The organism is Serratia nematodiphila DZ0503SBS1, from assembly GCF_000738675.1.
In the GTDB taxonomy this organism is placed as follows: domain Bacteria; phylum Pseudomonadota; class Gammaproteobacteria; order Enterobacterales; family Enterobacteriaceae; genus Serratia; species Serratia nematodiphila.
Window position 1 is genome coordinate 216,295 of the sequence record NZ_JPUX01000002.1, and the last position, 23,758, is coordinate 240,052.

A 23,758-nucleotide genomic window follows, 5' to 3' on the forward strand; every position below is an offset into this window, starting at 1 on the left:
ACTCAGGGTTCTCCCTTGTCGGCGGCGCGGTGCACCGCCGCACGGATACGGTGGTAAGTGGCGCAGCGGCACAGATTGGTCAGGCCCGTATCTATCTGTCGATCGTCCGGCCTCGGGTGTTCCGCCAGCAGCGCGCTGACCGCCATGATCATGCCTGATTGGCAGTAGCCGCACTGCGGCACGTCCTCCGCAATCCAGGCCTGCTGCACCGGATGACTGCGATCGGTGGACAACCCTTCGATAGTGGTCACCTGCCGGTCGCGTACCAATTGCAGCGGATAGCAACATGAACGCACTGCCTTACCGTCGACATGTACCGTACAGGCGCCACAGGCGCCGATACCGCAGCCGAACTTGGTGCCGGTCAACTTAAAATGTTCTCGGATCACCCATAGCAGCGGCGTATCCGGCTCGCCGTTAAATTCGACCGCCTGGCCGTTCAGATTGAACTTCATGCCATCCTCTCTTAGATCAATGCTTCATCCGACGTTTCACCCACGCCCCGATGACGATCAATGCCAGCAATACACCGCCCCAGAACACATAAGGCAATGACGCGATCAACAGCGGTTTTTCACCGCCCGCCCGCTGCCGAGCCACTTGCTCCGGCGTTATCCTGACTGCCGGATTGCCGAATTGCTGCAATACATAGTTGCCCAACTCGGCCAGTTGTCGGTCATCCAGGCTATCGGCGAATCCCGGCATCCAGGTTTGCAGCGTCTCTCCCTGGCGCTGCACGCCATGCAGCATCACCATGATCAGGTTATTGACCCGCTCGCTGCCTACGGTGGAATTGTGAGTCAAAGCAGGGAAATGGCCGTCATAGGCGCCTTCGCCGCCCAGGCGATGGCAGCTGGCGCAGGCAGCGGCATACAGCGCCTGCCCGGCTGCACGGCCTTCACCGCCTCCCTGATAGTCATAGGCCGCTTTCGTTCCTTGCACGGTGACGATCGGCGGCGTCTGTTTAAGCCAGTCGGCGATGGCGTTGAGATCGTCGTCACTCAGGAAACGCAGGCTATGCTCCACCGCCTCCGCCATGCCGCCGGCCGCCTGGGCTTTGTCATTGCGCCCGGTGCGCAGATACTGCACCAACTCTTTCCGGCTCCAGCCGCCGATGCCGCTGACGGGATCCGAGGTGATATTCGGCGCGATCCAACCGCCGGCCTCCCCTCCCGCCAGATAGCGATCGTCGCGTTCGGCCATCATCCCGTTACGCGGGCTGTGACACGCCGAGCAATGCCCCAAAACATCCACCAGATAGCGACCCCGCGCTTTTTTCTCATCTTCATCGCCGGGCCTTTTTTTCAGAAACAGCCAGTTCCAGCCGTGGATCGCATAACGCCAGGAAAAAGGGAACGTCAGTTGGGTCTCAGGCACCGCACGATCGACCGGTGCGACCCCGGTCATAAAATAACGATACAGCGCGTGCAGATCGTCATCGCTCAACCCCTGATAAGCGGTATAAGGCATGGCGGGATACAAGGGTTGGCCGTCCCGCCGGATGCCCTGCGTTAACGCGCGGCGAAACTCGGGTTCACTGTAGTCGCCAATGCCGGTTCCTTTGGCGGGCGTGATATTGCTGGCGATGATATCGCCCATCGGCGAAGCGATGGCATAACCGCCGACGTAGGGGGCGTCCTGTTGGCTGCTGCCGCGGTGACAAGCCGCGCAATCTGCGGCGATCGCCAGGTATTTTCCGCGTGCGATGACCTGTTGGTCATTCTGGCTGGCGAAGACCGAGCAGGAGAAGATCCCCAACGCGATAACGCACAGCTGTTGTGCTCTCCGCCAGCGGCCGATCACGCTTCACCTTCCGGCTTCATCGCTCCCACGCGCTCCTCCGCCAGCAGCGCAAACTCGTCCGGCAATAGATTTTCCTGTTCGAGCATCGCTATCGCGTTATGTTTGATGCCAAACAATACGCGATAAAAAGCCTCCAGATCGTCGGCCGAAATGCCGCTAAGCAGCTTTTGCCGCGCCTGTTGGCTGGAGTGATCCAACTGCGCCAGCATCTCCTGCCCGGCCACGGTCATTCTCACGCCTTTAGCGCGCTTATCTTCAGACAGGGCATCGCGAGCGATCAGCCGATTTTTTTCCAAAAACAGCAACGCACGCGACATCGTCGAAACTTCGGCGTTCAAATGCTGCGAAACGTCTTTCAACGTGCAGCCATCACCCAGATCGGCAATCGCACTCAGCGCCAGCCAGTGCGGGCGCGTTAGATTGGTCATTTTCACCGACTGGTCCATCGCCGTGCGCCACAGGCGATTGGTGACATCCAGATGGATGCCCAGTGCAGCAGGAAGTTTGCGTGGTTGTGACATACCGGATTGCTCTCGATTATTTATTTGCTTGTGCAAACAAATAATAGATCGGACGTTATGACGGGATCAAGCAGATGAGGGAGAATAAAATAAAAACGATTTAATACATTTGGTTAGTTCATATCGCACGGCATACGCTCCCCAACGACGGGGGAGCGATAAGAAAAACTCAGTTCCCCGCGACCTCGCACCGGTAGTCCTGAATTTCGCCGGCCGAGCCCAGGTTCAGATCGGTCAGCTTCAAACGGTTCGCCAACAGCAGCATCTCGCCCTGCGGGCTGACCGCCAGCGCCAGGCCGTAATTGCCGATGCTGTCGCCCTGCTCGACCACATAGTTCTGCAGTAAACGGAAAGGATCTTCCTGGGTTAAATCGGTGCCCGCCAATTTTCTGGCCAGATATTGGTGGCCGACCAATTTCACCGCCAGCGGCCGCCACTGTTGATCTAATTGTTCCGCCTGCTGCCCCAGCGCGTTATAGACATCCTGGCGCAAGCAGGCAACGTGAATATGCAGCTGATTCTGAGAGCGACCATATTTCGAATTGACCGCCAGAGAAACCCATGCGTCTTTTAACGGTTTACCCAGCTCGCTGGATATATGTTCGCGGTTATTCCAGGCCTGGGCGAAATAAGGCGGCGTTCGCTCCGCTTGCAATATCGGGCTCTCGATGCCGCTGACCTTTTCGGTCGGCATCACCAGATCGTGATAGGGGCCTTTGCTGTCCTTAAACAGCACATAACCCTCGGTTAAATCAACCTTTAAGCAGGGCGCCGGATCGTTGTTCTGCTGCTGATTGGGCACGCACTGTTGGCTGACGATTTGCCACAGCGCATTCGGATTACCGCGCCCGAAGAACCACCACAGCACCGCCGCCAGCAGCAAAATGACAAGCAAAATAATTAATAGTCTGAAAAGTCTTTTCATCGCGACGCCCTGCTTACCTATTCCATCTTGAAAGAAGCGCCAGCATAAACCAAGGCTCTTATCGTCACCAGAATATTATCCTTAGCGTCACCTTTCATTGACGTCTTGTTATCAATAAAAATTAAAAATAAGGGTTTACCTAAGTAATTTAAGGTAAATTAATACCGCAGGTTGAATATGAGTGTGATATAAGCAGCCGGACTCTCTTTATATAAGGAACCGACAAGATGCCAACGATGGGCAAATCCCTGCATTACCTCGACGTGGGTTCGGGCTTTCCGTTGCTGCTGGGCCACAGCTATCTGTTCGATCTGAACATGTGGGCACCGCAGTTCGAGGCGCTGGCGAAACGCTACCGCCTGATCGTGCCTGATCTCTGGGGCCACGGCGACTCCCCGGCGCTGCCGCCTGGACGAAACAGCCTGTCGGATATCGCCGCCGATCATTTGGCGCTGATGGATCATTTGGATATTGCAGAGTTCGGCATCGTCGGCCTGTCCGTCGGCGGCATGTGGGGCGCGGAACTGGCGGCGCTGGCGCCGGAGCGGGTGAAAGTGCTGGCGCTGCTGGACAGCTACCTGGGCGACGAAACGCCGGAGGCGCGGCAGCGCTATATGGGCATGCTGGCCGCCGTGGAACAGGCCGGCGCCATCACGTCACCGCTGCTGGAATATATCGCCGCGCAGTTCTATTCCGACGACGTGCCCGCTGCTCTGTCGCAGCCTTTGCTGGCCCATCTGCAAAGCCTGCCCGCCGAGCGCCTGCGCGACAGCATCGTGCCACTGGGCCGGATGATCTTCGGCCGCCCCGACAAGCTGGCGCTGCTGGAAAACATCACTGCCGCCAGCATCGTCATCACCGGCGCGCAGGATAAGCCGCGCCCGCCGGCGGAAGGCCAGCGCATGGCGGATATTCTCGGCTGCCGACATGTGCTGATCCCCAACGCCGGGCATATCAGCAACAAGGAAAATCCGGCGGCGGTCAATGAAACGCTGCTGGCGTTTCTGGCTGAAAACACTACGCCACTATTCTGGTAAGATTCTCCGGGCCGCCTGGCCCGGAGATTCCCTTCAGACGAAGCCTTAGGGAGGGGGAGGCTACATCCGGCGTTTATTGACCAATAGACGTCAGACCCTGGCGGATCCCTTCGTCAGCCTGCTGGCACCATGTCTGCAGACCCTGTGGCGCTTCCTTTTCCAACGCAACCACGTTGCCGTCGTCGTTCAGCACATTGCCTTCACGGCCCATCGCTTCACGCTTGTCGCCGTCGCGGGTGTCGACGCCGCCGGGAATAGCCGCCACGTAGGCCACCATTTTCTTGGCGTTGTCGATGCTGTCCGCTTTCAGAAAACCTTTATCGACGCAGTAAGACATCAGCCCGCTGGTATTACGCGTAATGTCATAGACGTTTTTCAATGCAGCAGGGTCCATCCCTTCGGCATTAGCGGTATTGAACAGGCCCAGAATCGCGGCAATCATGCCGGTCAGAATGCTCTTTTTCATTGTTATCTCGTTTTAATAATGAATTATTTAGCTTTGAATTATTCACAAAAATAATGTGAATATCGGTACGGTATAACGGCGACTCAGATTAACACAACCCTAACGCGTTAATAACTGTGATTAAGTTAACCTCCAGTAAAATAAAAATGCATGATGGGGTTATTACTCCGCCCGACGTCAGTTTTTACGTTCGACATTAACCGCGCCCAATTCAATTTTAAAATAGTCTCACTATGGAATTATTTACAACGTAAGCGTTGGCCTGCGGTCAATCGCGCCCCCGTCCTTTGCTAAAACCACAGGCGTAACATAGCCTGTTAAGACGCGCCATGCCTTAGTGGGAGAGGATTCACATGAACCATTCCGTCCGGCCGCCGCAATGCGACGACAAAACCATTCTCGATATCACGATGAATTTATATCTCTATCCGGCGGCGCTTATTGCGCACCGCCTGGGCATCTTTGAATTTATTGCATTGCACCCCCGCAACCTGACCGATATATGCGCTCAGGCCAATGTGGAAAGACGCCCGGCAGAGACGCTGGTCATGGCGCTAGTGGCATTGAAATTGATAGACAGAGACAGCGAAACATTCTCTCTGACGCCGGAAGCGGAAACCTTTTTGTTAAAAAACAACCCGCATTATTTCGGCTATTTTTGGGATTTGATGATTGAAAACAGCGAGATTTTCACGCTGAAAAACCTGGAAAGCGCCATCAGAAAGAATGCCTCGCAGGTGTACGGCGAGCAGGGGCTGTTTGAAACCCATACGCTCGACGCCGACAGAATGCGGCTGTTTACCCACGCCATGCACAGCCTGAGCATGGGATCGGCCAGCGTTTGGCCTACGCTGTTGCCCCTCGGTGCCTGCCGCACGGCGCTGGATATCGGCGGCGCCTCCGGCGCCCATGCCATCAGTCTGGCGACCCATTGGCCGGCACTCACGTGCACCGTGTTCGATCTGCCGGAGGTGTGCCCGCTCGCCGCCGACTACGCGCACGATTACGGCCTCAGTCAGCGCATCGGCACCCACAGCGGCGATATGTGGCGCGATCCCTACCCGGCGGCGGATCTGCACCTGTACTCCAATATTTTCCACGACTGGCCGATGAACAAGAACCGCTTCCTGGCGCAAAAGAGCTATGCGGCCCTCCCGCCCGGGGGCAGGATCGTGATCCACGAAGTGCTGTACAACGATGACGGCGACGGCCCACCTGCCGCCGCGGGGTACAGCCTGATGATGATGGGATGGACGCAGGGCCGCCAATACTCCGGCAAGGAAATCGGCGACCTGCTGCGCGACGTCGGCTTCGGGCCTGCTCAGGTGCTGCCGTCGCTCGGCTATTTCAGCATCGTCACGGCGCAAAAACCCCAGGCTTAGCGGTTCACCGATCTCGCCATGCGGCTGTAGGTGTGGCGCACGCCGCGGATCGCCACGCTGTAGGCGAAGATGTTTTCCGGCAGCGCCAACCCCAGATAGCCGGTATCGCCGATATGGTGCAGATCGGCGCCGGCCATTTTGCTCATCAGCGCAATCTGCCGCACGGTCTGCACGTCGGCCCCCTCTTGCGAGGTGCCGATCGCCGTCATCGCCAGCGCGCCCTGCCGCTGGGCATAGGCGATCAGCGCCGCCACTTTCTCCTGCGACATGCCGGGAATGGTGCCCGGCGCCGGCAACAGCACGATGTCCGCGCCGTTCTCCACGAACAGCGCGATATCCTGCTCGCCGATCAGCTGGCTGCCGCTTTCGCGCACGATACCGGCGCCGTGCATCTTGCCGGTCACCAGCACCATCTCGTCGCCTACCTCATCGCGGATCGCTTTCAGCGCGGCGGCGATCGCCTGATTGCTGACGCCGTTGTTCGGGTTGCCGGTCAGCACCAGCATGCGCGCGCCGAGCTGATACAGCTTGCGCGCATTCTCGGCGGTGGCGGCGCGGCCCGCCGTCATCTGCCAGAAGTCGTTATGTTCGGTGGCGAAGGCCGGATCGACGGCCTCCAGATTCACCCCGATCACTCGTCCGGTCAGCCGCTGCAGCGTGCGCAGCGCCTCCTGCGGCGGCACGTCGGCGGGCAGGCCCGCGATGTGCGGACGATCGACGTCGAACAGGTTCAACAGCAGCAGATCGGCGCCCTGGCTGGCCGCCAGTTCGGCGTTGGTGACGTTATTGAGCAGCGGCTGAGTGACCGCGATGGTTTCGCTGACCAAGATGCGCCCTTCGCTGGCGCGGATGGCATAGAGCAGATCGGCTTTGCCGATATCGGCCAGATCGCTGGCGCTGCAGTCCAGATAACGTTTCATGAGACAGGCTCCGATGACGTTGGCGGGAATGGATGGTACCCCTCTCCCACCGCAGTGAAAGAGGGGGAAGACTTACTTCAGGGTAAAGCTTTGCGACTGCACGTTGTCGGAATCCAGGCCGACAAACACGTTGAATTTGCCCGGCTCCGTCCCCCACTTCAGGCTGGCGTTGTAGAACTTCAGATCCTCTTCGCTAATCGGCAGCTCAACCTGCTGCGACTGACCGGCCTTCAGCGTCACTTTCTTGAAGTTGCGCAGCTCTTTCACCGGGCGGCTGACCGACGCGGTGACGTCCTGCAGATACAGCTGCACCACCGTGGCGCCGTCGTACTTGCCGGTATTCTTCAGCGTGACGCTGGCGGTTAACTTGCCGTTGCGCGCCATCGTCGGGCTGGACAATTTCAGATCCGACAGGCTGAAGGTGGTGTAGCTCAGGCCGTAACCAAACGGATACAGCGGGCCATTCGGCGAATCGAAGTAGCGTGAGGTGTACTTGCCCGGATTCTCCTTGCCGAACGGCCGGCCGGTGTTCAGGTGGTTGTAGTACATCGGGATCTGGCCGACCGAGCGCGGGAAGGTCATCGGCAGCTTGCCCGACGGGTTGTAGTCGCCGAACAGCACGTCCGCCACCGCGTTGCCGCCTTCGGTGCCGCTGTACCAGGTTTCCAGCATCGCGTCCGCCTGCTCGCTCTCCCAGCTCAGCGCCAGCGGCCGGCCGTTCATCAGCACTAGCACCAGCGGCTTGCCGGTGGCTTTCAGCGCGGCGATCAGATCGCGCTGGCTCTGCGGAATAGTGATGTCGGCGCGGCTGGAGGCCTCATGCGCCATGCCCTGCGATTCCCCCACCACCGCCACCACCACGTCGGCCTTGTTCGCCGCCTGCACCGCTTCGTCGATCATCTGCTGCGGCGAGCGGGTATCGAACGCCACCGCCGGCTCATACTCGTTCAGATAGTCGATGATGCCTTTATCTTGCGTGACGTTGGCGCCCTTGGCGTACAGAATGCGCGCCTTGTCGCCCACCGCCCGCTCCAGCCCTTCGCGCAGGGTGACCGACTGCTTGACCACCCCGGCGGCCGACCAACTGCCCATCACGTCGTGCTGGCTGTCGGCCATCGGCCCGACCAGCGCAATGGTCGCCTGCTTGCTCAGCGGCAGCGTCTGCTTATCGTTCTTCAGCAGCACCATCGTCTTGCGCGCCACCACCCGCGCTTCGGCGCGGTGCAGGCGGCTTTCGGCGTTGGTGTCCTGCGGATCGGAACCCGCCGGGCCCAGATGCACGTAAGGATTGGTGAACAGCCCCATGTCGTATTTGGTGTTCAGTACGTCGCGGCAGGCGCGGTCGATATCGCTTTCAGACACCAGTCCGTCCTTCACCAGACCCGGCAGGTATTTGTCGTAGAACTCGTCGCTCATGCTCATGTCGACGCCGGAGGTGATCGCCAGGCGCACCGCGTCGCGCGCGTCGGCGGCCACGCCGTGTTTAATCAGCTCTTTGATCGCGCCGTGGTCGCTGATGGTGATGCCTTTAAAGCCCCACTGGTCGCGCAGCAGATCTTTCAGCAGCCACGGGTTGGCGGTGGCCGGCACGCCGTTGATCGCGTTGAGCGACACCATCACCCCGCCGCTGCCGGCGTCCACCGCCGCTTTGTAAGGCGGCAGATAGTCCTGATGCATGCGCAGCGGGCTCATGTCGACGGTGTTGTAATCGCGGCCGCCTTCGACGGCGCCGTACAATGCAAAGTGCTTGACGCTGGCCATCACCGAACCGGGTTTGGCCGGATCGCCGTTCTGGAAACCGTCGACCATCACCTTGGCGATTTTCGATACCAGCCAGGTGTCTTCGCCGAAGCCTTCGGAGACCCGGCCCCAGCGAGGATCGCGGGTAATATCGACCATCGGCGCGAAGGTCATGTTCAGGCCATCGTCGCTGGCCTCCTGCGCCGCCACGCGGGCGCTGAGCGCAATGGCTTCCAGATCGAAACTGGCCGCCAGCCCCAGGCTGATCGGGAACACGGTGCGCTGGCCATGCACCACGTCATAGGCGAAGAACAACGGGATTTTCAGGCGGCTGAGCTGCATCGCCTGATCCTGCATCACCCGGATATCCGGCCGGGTGACGGTATTGAAGATGGCGCCGATCTGCCCTTTGCGGATCCCCTCGCGGATCGCTTCTTTCGGGTTATCCGGCCCGACGCTGATCAGCCGCAGCTGGCCGATCTTCTCTTCCAGCGTCATCTGCTTCATCAAATTGGACACGAAGGCGTCGCGCTGCTGGGCGTGAATGCCCTGCGTTATCGGCGTTTCCTGCGCAAAAGCCGGGCTGAGGGCCAGACCGGACAACATACTCACCACACAAAGCCATTTCATCTTGTTTTATCTCAGGCGTGTTTCCGCCGCCAACGCCGCGGAGTTTAATCGGAGTGAAGAAACAGTTTGCCACACTCTGTTTCATCGCCAAGGGAATTCGCATCGCTAATGTTTACAAAGCATTACAGGTTATCGGCAGGTAATTCTGCAGCCGGGCGCGGCTGTCGGCGGCCTCCGCCGCCAGAAAATCGACCAGCGCGGTTAACATCGGCGGCGCCACCGTGCGTTCAGGATAGACCAAATAATAGGCCGCGCCGCTGCTGACGCAGAGCGGGAACGGCGTGACGATGCGCTGCGCCTGAATATCTTCCTCCAGCAGGCACAGATCGCCGATGGCGATGCCGAATCCCTGCAGCGCGGCGCTCATCGCCAGATCGAGGGTATCGAAATGCTGGGCCTTACCGGACGGCAACGCATCGGCGCCCGCCGCCTTCAGCCAGCGCAGCCAGTCGCGCCGATCGCGCGTCGGGTGCAGCAGAGTTTTGTCCGTCAAGTCCGTCAACCGGGCCGCCGGAGGCAGGAACGTCGGCGTGCAGACCGGCGTGAGGATTTCATCGAACAGCAAGTGCGCGGTCAGCTTTTTACCCGGCGGCCGGCCGAATACCACCGCGGCGTCAAACTGCTCGGTACTGAAATCCAGGCCGTGCGACACCGAGGCGGTCAGCTCGATATGCATGTCCGGCCGTTCATTTTGCAGGCGAATGATGCGCGGCAGCACCCAACGCATGGCGCAGGTCGGGCATTTGATACGCAGCGCCCCCGGCGGAGCGGCGGCCCGCGTCAGGGCTTCATCCAACTGCCCCAGCGCCTGCTGTACCGGCGCCAGCAGCTGCGCGCCCTGCGGCGTCAGCGCCAGACCACGCGCCTGGCGGCTGAACAGCGGATAGCCCAGGCGCTGTTCCAGCCCGAGGATTTGCCGGCTGACCGCTCCCTGCGTCAGGTGCAACTGCCGGGCGGCATGGGTAAAGTTAAGGCGTTGCGCCACCACCACGAAGGTTTTCAACACGTCGAGCGACGGCAGGGATATCGGCATAGCGTGCCTCGATTAGGTATGATCGTAGTGCATGGCAAGTATGACAAACTTTCCCTTGTCCGCCTACGCCGCCTGATGCTTAATCGCTCAACACTTCCCTGTTTGCCTGGAGCCCATCATGCAGAGCGCCTGCTCATCCCGCTCGAAGCTGCCGGACGTCGGCACCACTATCTTCACCGTCATTGGCCAACTCAGCGCCGAACATCAGGCCCTCAACCTGTCGCAGGGCGCGCCCAACTTCGCCGGTGATCCGCAGCTGATCGAGGCAACGGCGCAAGCCATGCGCGCAGGTCATAACCAATACGCGCCGATGAGCGGCGTGGCGGCATTACGTGCTGCCCTGGCGGAAAAAGCTGAACGATTGTATGGCGCGCGCTATGACGCCGACGAAGAAATCACGGTGATCGCCAGCGCCAGCGAAGGGCTGTACTCGGCGATCAGCGCGCTGGTACACCCCGGCGACGAGGTGATCTATTTCGAACCGGCGTTCGACAGCTATGCGCCGATCGTGCGCCTGCAGGGCGCCACGCCGGTGGCGATCAAACTGTCGCTGCAGGATTTTCGCGTCGACTGGGACGAAGTGGCCGCCGCCATCAACGGCAAAACGCGCATGATCATCGTCAACACGCCGCACAACCCGACCGGTGCGGTGTTTGACGCGCAGGATATCGACCGCCTGACCGCCCTGACCCGCGACACCGACATCGTGATCCTGTCCGACGAGGTCTACGAGCACGTGGTGTTCGACGGTGAAATTCACCACAGCATGGCGCGCTATCCGCAGCTGGCGGAACGCAGCGTGATCGTGTCGTCGTTCGGCAAAACCTACCACGTCACCGGCTGGCGCGTCGGCTATTGCCTGGCGCCGGCGGCGTTGATGGACGAGATCCGCAAGGTGCACCAGTTCATGGTGTTCTCCGCCGATACGCCGATGCAGCACGCCTTCGCCGCCGCGCTCGCCAACCCGCAGAGTTACCTGGGGCTGGCGGCGTTTTACCAACAAAAGCGCGATCTGCTGGCCAGCGCCCTGCAGGATTCGCGCTTTGAGCTGCTGCCCAGCCGCGGCAGCTTCTTCATGCTGGCCCGCTTTAGCGGCTTCAGTCACGAAAGCGACAATGATTTCGCCGTGCGCTTGATCCGCGAAGCGAAGGTGGCGACGATCCCGCTGTCGGCGTTCTACAGCGACGGCACCGATACCGGCCTTATTCGGCTGAGTTTTTCCAAAGATAACGAGACCCTGCTGGAAGGCGCGCGCCGCCTGAGCCAGGTGTAATTTTTTGTCCGACCATGGGAAAGGGGCACTGCCTATGAAAGCTTTGAAAACGCTGTTCGCCGCCGGATGCCTGCTGGCCGCCGGCTCTTCTCTGGCGGCGGAAAACAGCCTGCGCTTCGGTCTGGAAGCGCTCTATCCGCCGTTCGAATCCAAATCCGCCAGCGGCAAACTGGAAGGGTTCGACATTGAACTGGGCGACGCGGTGTGCGCCGCCGCGCAGTTGCAATGCAGCTGGGTGGAAACCTCGTTCGACAGCCTGATCCCGGCGCTGCAGGCGCGCAAGTTCGACGCCATCAACTCGGCGATGAACGTGACCGAACAGCGGCGCCAGGCGATCGCCTTTACTGACGCCATCTATCAGGTGCCGAACCGCCTGATCGCCAAGGCCGACAGCGGCCTGCTGCCGGACGCCAAAGCGCTGGCGGGCAAACACGTGGGCGTGCTGCAAGGCTCGATTCAGGAGATTTACGCCAAAACCCATTGGGCGCCGGCGGGCGTGGATGTGGTGTCTTATCAGGATCAGAATCAGGTGTATCTCGATCTGGCGGCCGGTCGGCTCGACGCCACGCTGGTGATGGCGCCCTCGGGGCAAAGCGGCTTCCTGTCGCAGCCGGACGGGAAAGGCTTCGCCTTCGTCGGCGAGGCGGTGCGCGACGACAAGATCCTCGGTGAAGGCATCGCCTTCGGCCTGCGCAAAGGGGATGAGGCGCTGAAGAAGAAACTGGATGCCGCCATCGCCAAAGTGAAACAGCAAGGCACGGTGACGGCGCTGTCGAAGAAGTATTTCGGCGATATCGACGTGACGGTGAAGTGATGGACGGGGGCGGCACCGCCGCCCCCTGCCGCGTTTAGCGATCGAACACCGAGCTGTTCAGCGCGCGATCCTGCTGGTGGCGCTCCAGCGCCAATTCTATCAGGCGCGTGATCAGCGCCTGGTAGCTGACGCCGCTGGCAGCCCACAGCTTGGGATACATGCTGATGTTGGTGAAGCCCGGCAGCGTGTTGATCTCGTTGATTACCACCTGGTTGTCCGGCGTCAGGAACACATCCACCCGCGCCAGCCCGAAGCACTCCAGCGCGCGGAACGCCTTCAGCGCCACCTCGCGGATGTGGTCGCTTACTTCCGGCGCGATCGCCGCCGGCACCACCACCTGAGCGCCCTGCTCATTGATGTATTTGGTGTCGTAGGAGTAGAAGGCGTCACTCAGCACGATCTCGCCGCACACGCTGGCCTGCGGATCGTCGTTGCCCAGCACCGCGCACTCGATCTCGCGGCCGACGATCGCCGACTCCACCAGCACCTTGTGATCGAAACTGAAGGCCAGCGCCACCGCCGCGTCAAACTCGGCGCGGTTTTCCACCTTGCTGACCCCGACCGACGAGCCCTGGTTGGCCGGCTTGACGAACAGCGGCAGGCCGAGACGCTCGCTCAGTTGCTCAAACGTGAACCCGGCGCGGTTGGCGCGCGTCAGGGTGACGAACGGCGCCACCGCCAGCCCGGCGTCGCGCAGCAGGCGTTTGGTCACATCTTTATCCATGCTGACCGCCGAGCCGAGCACGCCGGCGCCGACAAACGGCATATTGGCCATGCGCAGCAGCCCCTGCAGCGAGCCGTCCTCCCCCAGCGTGCCGTGCACGATCGGGAAAATGACGTCGAGCTGGCCCAGCGCGCCGGCGCTGCCCGCTTCGATCAGCTGCTGTTTTTCCTGGCCCGGGATCAGCGCCACGTTCTTGTTCGAGCGGTTCAGCGCGATCAGCGCCGGATTCTCGGCGTTGAGCAGGTAATTGGAGGCGTCGTTGATGTGCCACTGCCCCTGTTTGTCGATCCCCAGCAGCGTGACGTCAAACTTCTCTTTGTCGATTGCATCCACAATGTTTTTGGCTGACTGCAGCGACACCTCATGCTCCGCCGATTTACCGCCAAAAATCACCCCAACACGTAGTTTAGTCACGCCTTAAATCCTTCTGAAAAATCATGGCAAAAAAGTCGTTCATCACAATAAACGCATTGCCTGGCGGCGGCAATCGTTGTTGCCAGAATCTTCTTACGCCACAGAATGCCACATCGCAACCATCCAAAACGTATACACTTCGTATATTGTTCATTTATGGAGACGCCGATGGGCATCGTAAAAATTTCGGACGTGCTGCATGACGATCTGCGCCTCGCCAGCCTGACCATGACGCGTTCGATCAACGCGCAGGCCGAGTACTGGATCAGGATCGGCATGCTGGCAGAGTTCCATCCGGAACTGACTTACCCGCAACTGGTAAAAAAAATGATGAAAGATAATGCGCTGACGCTGAAGGAGATTGTCGGGTGAAACAGATTGTGATTAAAACGCCGGAAGAGATTGCCAAAATGCGCCATTCCGGCGCTCTGCTGGCCAAAGTGTTTGCTATGCTCGATGAGGTCATCGTCGAAGGCATCTCCACCATGGAGATCAACGAACGCGCCGAGGCGTTTATCGTCGAAGAACTGAAGTCACGCCCGGCCAGCAAGGGGCAGTATGATTTCCCCTATGTGCTCAACACCTCCGTAGACGACGTGGTGTGCCACGGGGTGCCGTCGGCCAGCAAGATCCTGCGTTCCGGCATGATTGTCAACGTGGATATCACGCTGGAAAACGGCGGCTATATCGCCGACTCCAGCAAGATGTACTGCATCGGCCAGGTGACGCCGCTGGCCAAACGGTTGGTGAACAACGTCTATGAATCGATGTGGCAAGGCATTCGCGCGGTCAAACCGGGCGCCACTCTGGGGGATATCGGCCACGCCATCCAGCGCCACGCCGAACAGGCCGGCTACAGCATCGTGCGGGAATATTGCGGCCACGGCATCGGCCGCGACATGCACGAAGAGCCGGCGGTGCTGCACTACGGCCAACCCGGCAGCGGCATGGCGCTGCAGGAAGGCATGGTGTTCACCATCGAGCCGATGATCAATCAGGGCGACCGCCGCATCAAGCAGAAGAAGGACGGCTGGACGGTGGTGACGCGCGACAAAAAACTGTCGGCGCAGTGGGAGCACACCGTGGCGGTCACCGCCGACGGCGTGGAGATCCTGACGCTGCGCGACGAAGAGCGCCGGGCCGGCTACGCCGAGCGCTACTAAACCCGCAAGCCATTAGCCCACTAAGCTGATAGCTTAATAAGTTATTTAATTGATAACCTCTTAGCTTATTGCGCGGCACTCCGGCGCCGCGGTTAAGGCGACGGGGATGACAGGGAGACAGGCAGCATGCAGTCAGGCAATCAGACGTTTATCAATCAGCTCAAGGACATCGTCGGCGGCCCGCAGCTGTTGACCGGCGATCGCAACACCGAGCGTTATCGCAAGGGCTTCCGCTCCGGCGAAGGCCAGGCGTTGGCGGTGGTGTTTCCCACCAGCCTGCTGCAGCTGTGGCGCATTCTGCAGGCCTGCGTGGCCGCCGACAAAATCGTCATCATGCAGGCCGCCAATACCGGCCTGACCGAAGGCTCAACCCCCAGCGGCAACGACTATGACCGTGATATCGTCATCGTCAGCACCCTGCGCCTCGATCATATTCAGGTGCTGGACAACGGCAAGCAGGTGGTCGGTTTTCCCGGCAGCACCCTGCACCACCTCGAGAAATTGCTCAAACCCTACGGCCGCGAACCGCATTCGGTGATCGGCTCTTCCTGCATCGGCGCCTCGGTGATTGGCGGCGTGTGCAACAACTCCGGCGGCTCGCTGGTGAAACGCGGCCCGGCCTATACCGAAATGGCGCTGTACGCCCAGCTAGGGGAAGACGGCCAGCTGCGCCTGGTGAACCATCTGGGCATCCGGCTTGGCGACACGCCGGAAGAGATCCTCACCCGGCTGGAAAAAGGCGACTATCGCCCGGAGGACGTCGAATACGGTGAGCTGCGCGCCTCGGATAACGAATACGCCAGCCGGGTGCGCGACGTCGATGCCGACACCCCTTCCCGCTTCAACGCCGACAAACGCCGCCTGTACGAGGCCTCCGGCTGCGCCGGCAAGCTGGCAGTGTTCGCGGTGCGGCTTGACACCTTCGAGAAAGAGGGCAAAGAACAGGTGTTCTATATCGGCACCAACGACACCGCGGTGCTGACCGAACTGCGCCGCCACATGCTGAGCAAATTCGAAAACCTGCCGGTGGCCGGTGAATACATGCACCGCGATATCTTCGACATCGCCGAGGTGTACGGCAAAGACACCTTCATGATGATCGACAAGCTCGGCACCGATCAGATGCCGCGCTTCTTCACCCTGAAAGGCCGCATGGACGCCAGCCTCAACAAGCTGCCGCTGCTGCCGCACAACCTGACCGATCGGCTGATGCAGGGCCTGAGCCATCTGGCGCCGAGCCACCTGCCGAGGCGCATGAAGGAATACCGCGAACGTTTCGAACACCACCTGCTGCTGAAGATGGCCGGCCCCGGCGTAGACGAAGCGCAGCGCTACCTGACCGACTATTTCGCCCAGGCCGAAGGCGCCTTCTTCGCCTGCACGCCTGACGAAGGCAAAAAGGCCTTCCTGCACCGCTTCGCCGCCGCCGGCGCCGCGGTGCGCTACCACGCGGTGCACGCCGACAAGGTGGAGGATATTCTGGCGCTGGACATCGCCCTGCGCCGCAACGACACCGACTGGTTCGAAACGCTGCCGCCGGAAATCGACAGTCAGTTGGTGCATAAGCTGTATTACGGCCACTTTATGTGCCACGTCTTCCACCAGGACTACGTGGTGAAAAAAGGCGTGGACAGCCACGCGCTGAAGGAAAAGATGCTCGAGATCCTCAACCGGCGCGGCGCCGAGTACCCGGCGGAGCATAACGTCGGCCACCTGTACCACGCCAAACCGGATCTGCAGGCGTTCTACCGCACCGCCGATCCGACCAACAGCTTCAACCCCGGCATCGGCAAAACCAGCAAACGCAAAGGCTGGGCCGAAGACCCCCGCTAAGAGCGCCCGATTGGCCTGCCGACGCGGGCCACCTCACCTTCCTGTTGACCTTCAATGACCCATTCAGCGTTCCGCGCGCAGCAGCAAGGAGACGATGAACGCGCCCCCCAGCCCCGCCGTAATGATGCCGATGGGCAGCTCCTGATTGGGGATCAGGCTGCGGCTGAGCATGTCGCCGCCGGTCAGCAGCATCGCCCCCAGCAGGCCGCACATCGGCACGGACAAGCGGTGGCGCACGCCCACCAGGCGCCGGGCCAGATAAGGCACCATCAGCCCGACAAAACCGATCACGCCCGTCAGCGAAACGAGAAACGCCGTGGACAGTGCGCAGCACAGAAAGGTCTCGGTGCGCAGGCGCGCGACGTTGACCCCCATCGAATGGGCGGTGTGCTCGCCCGCCAGCAGCGCGTCCAGCGCCCGCCAACGCAGCGCCGTAAACCCGGCCAGCAGCGCGAAACTCGCCAACGGAATGAACAGATTATCCCAACGCGCCAGCCCCAGCCCGCCCAGCGACCAGAACAACACCGAACCGGCCGCCCGCTGATCGCCGGAAAACACCAGGTAGCTGGTGAGCGCGCTGAACAAAAACGAGACCGCCAGGCCGCAGACGATCAGCTGCTCGGCGCGCCTGACCCGGCTGACGCGAAACAGGATCATCACCGCCATCGCGGACAAAATGCCGCCGGCGAAAGCGGACAGCGGCAACGTCAGCGCGCCCAGCGCATCGCCGAAGCGCGTGATGACCAGCACCGCGCCGGCGGAGGCGCCGGAGGAGAGCCCAAACAGAAAAGGATCGGCCAGCTCATTGCGGGTGGTGGTCTGCAGCAACGCGCCGGTCATCGCCAGCCCGGCGCCGGTCAACGCCGCCAACAGGGCTCTGGGCATTCGCAGTTGCACGACGATGGTATCCAGCATGCCGGAGAGGGGCGCCGAACCGAGCCCTAACGCCGCCAATGCCTGCCGCCATGACAGCGCGACACTGCCCAGCTGCAGGCTCCAGATCATTAGCCCACACAATACCGACAGCGCCAGCGGCGCGAGCAGCATAAATCGCCGGGTCGGCGAGTTCATTCAGCCTCCGGCGCGTACAGCGCCCGCGCCAGCTTTTCCACCGCGCCGATGTTGGCCGGCCCCGGCGTCAGCTCCGCATACTGCAGTTTCAGATAACGGTGGTGCCGTACCGCGGGGGTCAATTTCATCAACGGGTGAGACTCGAGGAAGCGCCGCAGCGCATCGGCCCCCGAACCGGTCTGGTAATCCAGCAGAATAATGAAGTCGGGCTCGGCCGCCGCCACCGCCTCCCAGGACGCCGTCGTCCAGCTCGCCGGCAAATCGTCCATCACGTTGCGGCCGCCCGCCGCTTCGATGATCGCCGTCGGCATGGCGTAATTGCCGCTGGTAAAAGGCTTCTCCTCCCCCGAGTCATAGACGAACACCTTGAGCGGCGTCTGACCCGCCGGTCTGACTGGCAGCGCGGCCAACCGGCGCCGCCAGCCTTCAACCAACGCGGCGGCCTCTTGCGGCTTGCCGAAAATCTTGCCGAGCTTCAGCTCATCGTCATACAGCAGGTTCATATCGGCCTTCTGCGGCCGCCCGCCGGCCTGCACGCAGCTCTCGCTCAACACCAGCGTTTTGATGCCGAACGGGGCGAGCTTCTCCGGCGTGACGTCGCCGCCGATCTTCATACCGTAATTCCAGCCGGCGAAGAAGAAATCCGGCTGCGCCGCCAGCAACGTTTCCAAAGCGGGATATTTCGGCGCCAGTTCGGGAATGGCGCCCATCGCCGCCTTGAAGTCGGGCGTCAGTTTGTACCAGCCGGTGATACCGGTCAGCCCGACAATGCGATCCTGCAGATGGAGCGCAAAGGCCATCTCGGCCATGTTGATGTCGTTGATGACGGCGCGTTGAGGCGCCTGGTTGAAGGTGATCGGCGAACCGCAGCTGTCTACGGTGACGGGAAATTTTTCGGCCGCCGCCGCCCCACCGGCCAGCAGCAGGAGCAGGAGCAGGGGGAATACGCGTGTGTTCATATTTCTCTCTGGTTTATCAAGCGCAATGGGGAACGTCAAAAATACGCAGCGTTTTCCCGCTGACGGGGTGCGCCACCTTGAAACTGTTCATGCCGAACACCGGCAAAATCACCGGGGTCTGCAACACCGCCTCGGGCGTACCACAGGCTACCTGGCGGCTTTCGTTGAGCACCAGGATCCGATCGGCAAACGCCTCCGCCACGGGCAAATCGTGCAGCACCGCAATCACGGCGATATCTTTATTTTTCACTAACGACAGCAGCGCCGAGCGCCCGGGCGGATCGAGATGATTGGTCGGTTCATCCAGCAACAACAGCTCGGGAGACTGCGCCAACGCCCGGGCCAGTGCGGCGCGCTGGCGCTGGCCGCCCGAGAGCCGCCCTAACGGGTGGTGCCTGAGCGGCGCCAGCCCGGTTTCCCCGATGGCCTCGTCAACGATGCGCCTTCCCGTCGCAGAGCGTTCGCCATGCGGTAAACGGCCCAACGCCACGTAATCCTCAACCGACAGCCGCAAATCCGGCAGATCGTTTTGCGCCAGAAAGGCGATGCTTCTGGCGCGCTCCGCCGCCGGCCACGCGGACAAGGCGCGCCCTCGCCAGTAAATGCCGCCGCTGTCCGGCCGCGTTTCGCCGATCAGGGTGCGCAACAGGCTGGACTTGCCGCTGCCGTTGGGGCCGATCACCGCCAGCTTCTCACCGGCGCGGAGCGCGAAATGGATGTTGTCGAGTATCAATTCCCCGCCGTGGCCGGTCAGGCTAACTCCATCAACATGGAGGATGTCGTGAGCTGAATTCATCATGCATAAATTGTTATATTATAACATATCAGTGTTTTTTACCACGATTGCTCGCCTTCTGCAAAAGCGAATCGCAAACTCTTCTGCCGCACGCGCTGCGTGAAGCAAGGCAGAGGGCAAGCCGCGCCCTGCGTCAAAACGGCGTGATTAAAGCAACATAGCACACCTTTTTATTAATGATAATGATTTTCATTATCATTAATATCTCTGTGATTTCCGATTGCACGCCCCGCTGAACTTGGTTATGTTTGAGGCGACTGGTTTCATTCACGGTTTTCAGGAACTCACATGACCTACCTGGCGCACAGCACAGATCCGACAAACGCGACCGTTCCGGCCGTCGTTTTGCTGTGTGCTTCCTCCGCCCCACCCGCCGTTTCTTCTGTCGTTTCTGCGGTTGCCGCTTACCCGCCACGCCTTGTGGTTGTGCGTTAAGCCAAACCGACTTTTTACCTCCGGCTTAGTGATCTGTTGCGTTCATGCGTAGACCGCCGCGCGCGCCGGAGCCTGTAATTTTCACGACAGGTGAAATTGATATGCGATTACCTTCTCTCTGGGCCAATGCCGGCCTGGCTACGCTGTTCGTCCTGCTCTGGAGCAGCGGCGCGATCTTCTCCCGTTGGGGATTGGAGCACGCCTCCGCCTTCGCTTTTCTGTTCTTCCGCTGCGCCATCGCGCTGGCGGTGCTGTTGGCCATCGGCCTGTGGCGGCGCCAGTGCCTGCCCGCCCCCGGCACCCGCCGGCGCGTCGCGCTGATCGGCGTGTTGATGATCGGCAGCTATCAGATCTGCTATCTGCTGGCGTTGGAACAGGGCATTACGCCCGGCGTGCTGGCCACATTGCTCGGCGTACAGCCGATCCTCACCCAGTTCATCACCGAACGGCGCTGCACCGGGCTGCGCGCATTCGGGCTGGCGCTGGCGATGGCCGGGCTGACGCTGGTGGTGTACCAAAGCCTGATGGTGGCTCATTTCTCGCCGAGCGGCATGCTGTTCGCCTTTATCGCATTGGGGAGCATGACCGCCGGCACCCTGCTGCAAAAGGGCATGACGCAGCCGCCGCTGGCGGTCTTGCCGCTGCAGTATGCCATCGGGCTATTGATGTGTACGCTGGCGCTGCCGTTTGAGCCGCTGCGGGTCGACTGGCGGCCTGAGTTCGTGCGGCCGCTGCTGTGGATGGCGGTGGTGATCTCGGTGCTGGCGACGTTCTTGCTGTATCACCTGATCCAGCGCGGCAACCTGGTGCAGGTCACCAGCCTGTTCTATCTGATCCCGGCGGTGACCGCCCTGCTGGATTATCTGCTGCTCGGCCACGCGCTGGCCGCGCTGAGCCTGTTGGGGATGGCGGGCATCGTGCTCGGCGTGATGCTGGTTTTCCGCCGCGCATAAAAGCAAAAGCCCCCGCGCCGTTCCACCGGCGCGGGGGCGACAACAACAGCCGTTAACTCAGAATAACCAGGAACCGTACCCCCACAGCAGCACCGTCACCCCAAGCAGCAGCTCGAGCAACAGAATGCCGATAGCGAAGGTCGAGCTGGAGAAGATGAACCCTTCCTTACTGTCGATATTCAGGAAGTGCGGGATCCCCAGATTCAGCAGATAGCCCGAATAGCACAGGCCGATAATGCCGACAAACAGACACAGCCAGACGACCGGATAAAGCGCCACTACCCCGCTGAGGAACATCGGGGTCGCCACGTAGCCGGCGAACACCATGCAGCGGTGCAGGCTGGGGCGCGATTCATAACGCCGCGCCATCCAGTGAATGACTTTCCCCATGGCCGCTACGCCCGCCAGCATCAGCAGGTAGAACGCCACGGCGGTATAAAGCGCGGTAAACATGTCGAGCCTGATGGCATGTCCCTCGCCGGAGAGCCAGCCCAACTGGGTGGTGCCGATAAAGGCGCAGACCACCGGGATGGCTGCCAAGAGCAACACGTGATGGGTGTATAGGTGCGAGACGCTTTCATTCTCGCTTTTGATCTGTTCGAACTCGGCGCTGGGATGCGCCAGAAGTCCCCAAACATGACTGACCATGAGACACCTCCAATCTCGCCGTAGGCCGCGATCGGCGAACGAATTTCACACCTCTGACGGACTGCTACCCGTGCGAGGATTGCGGCCACGGGGCTCTCTCCCCTGTACTAATTATAGTCTTTCGGCGAAAAAACGTGCGGAAAGCGCAACGCCGCGGCGCTTTGTCTTATACTCCCACCATGAAAACCAGGCTGTGAGGAAGGTCATGTCATCCGTTATCACCACCCGCCAGGCGGGGATCGTCGACGTCGAAGCCGGGCGCAACGTTACCGTGATCGAACCCTGCAATCTGTACGGTTGCCGGCTCGGTGACGATGTCTTCGTCGGCCCGTTCGTCGAGATCCAGCGCCACGTCAGCATCGGCGCGCGCAGTAAAATTCAGTCGCACAGCTTTATCTGCGAATACGTCACCCTCGGCGAAGCGTGCTTTGTCGGCCATGGCGTCACCTTCGCCAACGATCTGTTCAAAGACGGCGCGCCCAATGCCGATCCGGCCAGCTGGGGGCGCACCTGCATCGGCGATCGGGTGTCCATCGGCTCCGGCGCCACGATCCTGGCGGTGGAGATCTGCAGCGACGCGGTGATCGGCGCCGGGGCGGTCGTGACCCGCGACATCACCCGCAAGGGGATCTACGCCGGCAACCCGGCGCGCCTGCTGCGGGAGCTGCCGTAATGATCCCGGCCATCCGCATCGTGGCCATTGAGGCGCTGCCCGATGATTACCTGACGCGCGGCGATTTCGGCTTTACCATCGCCTGTTACGCCCTGCCGCAGTTCGACAGCCCGGTCGACAGCTGGCCAACCCGCCCGGTGGCGCCGTTTCGCAAACGCTATCCCCTGGCGCCGTTCGCCAACGAAGACAGCGTGACCTTCCTGGCTTATCGCCAGGACGACGCCGTTGGCCACATCACGCTGAGCAAAAACTGGAACGGCTACACCCTGATCGACGAGATCGCCGTCAGCGCTGACGCGCGCCGCCAGGGCATCGCCGGGGCGCTGCTGGACTGCGCCAAACAGTGGGCGCGGCAGCAGGAAACCTCAGGTATGATGCTCGAAACGCAGAACAACAATCTGGCGGCCTGCCGCTGCTACCAGCACTATGGGTTTATCCTCGGCGGCATCGATCGTTTGCTGTACCGCGCCGAGCCGGAGATCGCCGATCACGAGATCGCGCTGTTCTGGTATTTGCCGTTCAATAACGAAATCGGTTACTGATTTATCGGGCCTCATTGAGGTTATGTTTACTTTTTAACCCCTACCATCGGATGAGAACTGTTATCACTTACTCTGATAAGCCAGCGACACCCATGGAGGGCCGTATGAACAAGAACAAGGCTGTTTTACTGATGTTAGCTATCGCCATGAGCGGATGCGCCGAGCCCCCCACCCCGGCAACGCCGCCGACCGACGCCACCGTTGCGCCGCCGAACCTGCAGCCGCAGATGGACGCCAGCACCCGCAGCAAGCTGCGTGAGATCCTCGCGCTGCGCGCCGGTTGGCCCGCCGCGCAGCCGCATGGCCGCACCGTCGATTTGATTTCGCGCGAATTCCTCGGCACGCCCTACCTCGCCAACCGCCTGATCGGCTCGCAGAGCACGCCCGAGCAGCTGGTGATCGACTTCCGCGGGCTGGATTGCTTCACCTACATCGATTATGTGGAAGCGCTCAGCACCGCCCGCAGCGAGGGCGAGTTCGTACAGCGGCTGATAGACATCCGCTACGTCGATGGCAAAATCGCCTTCCCGCAACGCAAGCACTTCTTCACCGACTGGGCGCAGCGGCCGCACCAGGTGGCCGAAGACATCACCGCGCAGCTCAGCCCGCACGCCGTCAGCCTCGTGAAAACCCTCAACCAGAAGGCGGACGGCAGCAGCTACCTGCCCGGCTTGCCCGACGTACAGCGCAGCGTGACCTATATCCCCAGCGACAGCGTCGACGACAAGGTGCTGGCCCAACTGCGCACCGGCGATTACATCGGCATTTACACCAATCTCGCCGGGCTGGACGTGACCCACACCGGCATCTTCGTGATGACCGACAACGGCCCGGTGCTGCGCAACGCCTCATCGCGCAAAGCCAACATGCGGGTGGTCGATTCGCCCTTTATGGATTACGTGATGGCTACGCCGGGCATCGTCGTGCTGCGTTCGCTCAGCCGATAACTCCCCGCAGCATAAACGGCTATAAGCTATAGCCGTTTATGCTGAACGAGCGTTTG

24 protein-coding genes are annotated in these 23,758 nt (G+C 60.9%); 11 read left to right on the forward strand and 13 right to left on the reverse strand.

Translation table 11 applies throughout. From position 1 onward, the window contains the following. Nucleotides 1-2: 2 nt before the first annotated feature. From JL05_RS21630 to JL05_RS21645, 4 genes are all read right to left on the reverse strand, one after another. A complete protein-coding gene (locus tag JL05_RS21630) occupies nucleotides 3-455 on the reverse strand; it encodes a (2Fe-2S)-binding protein (protein ID WP_033633817.1) in 453 nt (150 codons plus the stop codon). Between the two features lie 16 nt (nucleotides 456-471). Further along, on the reverse strand, nucleotides 472-1,803 hold the full coding sequence (locus tag JL05_RS21635; RefSeq protein ID WP_228392561.1) for a c-type cytochrome: 1,332 nt from the start codon (nucleotides 1,801-1,803) through the stop codon (nucleotides 472-474). Beyond that, on the reverse strand, nucleotides 1,800-2,324 hold the full coding sequence (locus JL05_RS21640) for a MarR family winged helix-turn-helix transcriptional regulator (protein WP_050501283.1): 525 nt from the start codon (nucleotides 2,322-2,324) through the stop codon (nucleotides 1,800-1,802). Before JL05_RS21640 ends, JL05_RS21635 begins: the two co-directional genes overlap by 4 nt. 169 nt (nucleotides 2,325-2,493) lie before the next feature. Next, complete coding sequence (locus JL05_RS21645) at nucleotides 2,494-3,249, reverse strand: CDP-diacylglycerol diphosphatase (RefSeq protein WP_033633818.1); 756 nt, start codon at nucleotides 3,247-3,249, stop codon at nucleotides 2,494-2,496. Nucleotides 3,250-3,485: 236 nt separating this feature from the next. On the opposite strand from JL05_RS21645, the gene JL05_RS21650 reads away from it, so the two are divergent. Then, nucleotides 3,486-4,286 (forward strand): alpha/beta fold hydrolase, encoded by an 801-nt coding sequence (locus JL05_RS21650; RefSeq protein WP_081877851.1) that lies wholly within the window; start codon nucleotides 3,486-3,488, stop codon nucleotides 4,284-4,286. Nucleotides 4,287-4,359: 73 nt separating this feature from the next. Here the strand turns inward: JL05_RS21650 and JL05_RS21655 are convergent, their stop codons facing one another. Beyond that, nucleotides 4,360-4,752, reverse strand: a complete 393-nt coding sequence (locus tag JL05_RS21655; protein ID WP_033633820.1) for a hypothetical protein — start codon at nucleotides 4,750-4,752, stop codon at nucleotides 4,360-4,362. Nucleotides 4,753-5,105: 353 nt separating this feature from the next. Between JL05_RS21655 and JL05_RS21660 the strand changes: the two genes are divergently transcribed. After that, nucleotides 5,106-6,134, forward strand: a complete 1,029-nt coding sequence (locus tag JL05_RS21660) for a methyltransferase (RefSeq protein ID WP_033633821.1) — start codon at nucleotides 5,106-5,108, stop codon at nucleotides 6,132-6,134. Here JL05_RS21660 and JL05_RS21665 read toward each other — a convergent pair. From JL05_RS21665 to JL05_RS21675, 3 genes are all read right to left on the reverse strand, one after another. Next, the gene (locus tag JL05_RS21665) at nucleotides 6,131-7,054 is read right to left on the reverse strand and encodes a DUF7916 family protein (RefSeq protein ID WP_033633822.1); all 924 of its coding nucleotides are present in this window, start codon (nucleotides 7,052-7,054) and stop codon (nucleotides 6,131-6,133) included. The genes JL05_RS21660 and JL05_RS21665 overlap by 4 nt on opposite strands. A 72-nt stretch (nucleotides 7,055-7,126) precedes the next feature. Beyond that, nucleotides 7,127-9,424: a beta-glucosidase BglX gene (bglX, locus tag JL05_RS21670; protein ID WP_033633823.1), complete on the reverse strand. Its 2,298-nt coding sequence runs from the start codon at nucleotides 9,422-9,424 to the stop codon at nucleotides 7,127-7,129. Between the two features lie 112 nt (nucleotides 9,425-9,536). Continuing rightward, a complete protein-coding gene (locus tag JL05_RS21675) occupies nucleotides 9,537-10,457 on the reverse strand; it encodes a LysR substrate-binding domain-containing protein (protein ID WP_033633824.1) in 921 nt (306 codons plus the stop codon). A 118-nt stretch (nucleotides 10,458-10,575) separates the two neighbouring features. Here JL05_RS21675 and JL05_RS21680 point away from each other — a divergent pair, with 118 nt between their 5' ends. Further along, nucleotides 10,576-11,730, forward strand: a complete 1,155-nt coding sequence (locus tag JL05_RS21680) for a pyridoxal phosphate-dependent aminotransferase (RefSeq protein ID WP_033633825.1) — start codon at nucleotides 10,576-10,578, stop codon at nucleotides 11,728-11,730. 34 nt (nucleotides 11,731-11,764) lie between these two features. After that, on the forward strand, nucleotides 11,765-12,544 hold the full coding sequence (locus JL05_RS21685; protein WP_033633826.1) for an ABC transporter substrate-binding protein: 780 nt from the start codon (nucleotides 11,765-11,767) through the stop codon (nucleotides 12,542-12,544). Between the two features lie 34 nt (nucleotides 12,545-12,578). On the opposite strand, the gene ddlA is transcribed toward JL05_RS21685, so the two are convergent. Continuing rightward, on the reverse strand, nucleotides 12,579-13,682 hold the full coding sequence (ddlA, locus tag JL05_RS21690; protein ID WP_015377061.1) for a D-alanine--D-alanine ligase: 1,104 nt from the start codon (nucleotides 13,680-13,682) through the stop codon (nucleotides 12,579-12,581). Nucleotides 13,683-13,850: 168 nt separating this feature from the next. Here ddlA and JL05_RS21695 point away from each other — a divergent pair, with 168 nt between their 5' ends. From JL05_RS21695 to dld, 3 genes are all read left to right on the forward strand, one after another. Then, nucleotides 13,851-14,054, forward strand: a complete 204-nt coding sequence (locus JL05_RS21695; RefSeq protein WP_033633827.1) for a ParD-like family protein — start codon at nucleotides 13,851-13,853, stop codon at nucleotides 14,052-14,054. Continuing rightward, nucleotides 14,051-14,845 carry a type I methionyl aminopeptidase gene (gene map, locus JL05_RS21700; protein ID WP_033633828.1) on the forward strand — a complete coding sequence of 265 codons (795 nt, stop codon included), beginning with the start codon at nucleotides 14,051-14,053 and terminating at the stop codon, nucleotides 14,843-14,845. Before JL05_RS21695 ends, map begins: the two co-directional genes overlap by 4 nt. Nucleotides 14,846-14,971: 126 nt before the next feature. Continuing rightward, nucleotides 14,972-16,678 carry a D-lactate dehydrogenase gene (dld, locus tag JL05_RS21705; RefSeq protein ID WP_033633829.1) on the forward strand — a complete coding sequence of 569 codons (1,707 nt, stop codon included), beginning with the start codon at nucleotides 14,972-14,974 and terminating at the stop codon, nucleotides 16,676-16,678. A 63-nt stretch (nucleotides 16,679-16,741) separates the two neighbouring features. On the opposite strand, the gene JL05_RS21710 is transcribed toward dld, so the two are convergent. From JL05_RS21710 to JL05_RS21720, 3 genes are read right to left on the reverse strand one after another with little or no spacing between them, the layout of a single operon-like run. Continuing rightward, nucleotides 16,742-17,749, reverse strand: a complete 1,008-nt coding sequence (locus JL05_RS21710; protein ID WP_033633830.1) for a FecCD family ABC transporter permease — start codon at nucleotides 17,747-17,749, stop codon at nucleotides 16,742-16,744. Further along, nucleotides 17,746-18,708, reverse strand: a complete 963-nt coding sequence (locus JL05_RS21715; protein ID WP_033633831.1) for an ABC transporter substrate-binding protein — start codon at nucleotides 18,706-18,708, stop codon at nucleotides 17,746-17,748. The genes JL05_RS21710 and JL05_RS21715 overlap by 4 nt, the downstream gene beginning before the upstream one ends. 16 nt (nucleotides 18,709-18,724) lie before the next feature. After that, nucleotides 18,725-19,441: an ABC transporter ATP-binding protein gene (locus JL05_RS21720; RefSeq protein ID WP_033633834.1), complete on the reverse strand. Its 717-nt coding sequence runs from the start codon at nucleotides 19,439-19,441 to the stop codon at nucleotides 18,725-18,727. 599 nt (nucleotides 19,442-20,040) lie between these two features. Here JL05_RS21720 and JL05_RS21725 point away from each other — a divergent pair. After that, nucleotides 20,041-20,892, forward strand: coding sequence for a DMT family transporter (locus JL05_RS21725; protein WP_033633835.1), 852 nt, complete (start codon nucleotides 20,041-20,043; stop codon nucleotides 20,890-20,892). A gap of 57 nt (nucleotides 20,893-20,949) precedes the next feature. Here JL05_RS21725 and JL05_RS21730 read toward each other — a convergent pair whose 3' ends face one another. After that, nucleotides 20,950-21,540 (reverse strand): Yip1 family protein, encoded by a 591-nt coding sequence (locus JL05_RS21730; protein ID WP_033633836.1) that lies wholly within the window; start codon nucleotides 21,538-21,540, stop codon nucleotides 20,950-20,952. Nucleotides 21,541-21,745: 205 nt separating this feature from the next. Between JL05_RS21730 and JL05_RS21735 the strand changes: the two genes are divergently transcribed. The 3 genes from JL05_RS21735 to JL05_RS21745 all read left to right on the forward strand — a co-directional run bounded on the left by JL05_RS21735 (nucleotide 21,746) and on the right by JL05_RS21745 (nucleotide 23,702). Continuing rightward, nucleotides 21,746-22,213 carry an acyltransferase gene (locus JL05_RS21735; protein ID WP_004939644.1) on the forward strand — a complete coding sequence of 156 codons (468 nt, stop codon included), beginning with the start codon at nucleotides 21,746-21,748 and terminating at the stop codon, nucleotides 22,211-22,213. Then, nucleotides 22,213-22,755: a GNAT family N-acetyltransferase gene (locus JL05_RS21740; protein ID WP_033633837.1), complete on the forward strand. Its 543-nt coding sequence runs from the start codon at nucleotides 22,213-22,215 to the stop codon at nucleotides 22,753-22,755. Before JL05_RS21735 ends, JL05_RS21740 begins: the two co-directional genes overlap by 1 nt. A 104-nt stretch (nucleotides 22,756-22,859) precedes the next feature. Further along, a complete protein-coding gene (locus JL05_RS21745; RefSeq protein ID WP_033633838.1) occupies nucleotides 22,860-23,702 on the forward strand; it encodes a DUF1460 domain-containing protein in 843 nt (280 codons plus the stop codon). Nucleotides 23,703-23,758 lie beyond the last annotated feature (56 nt).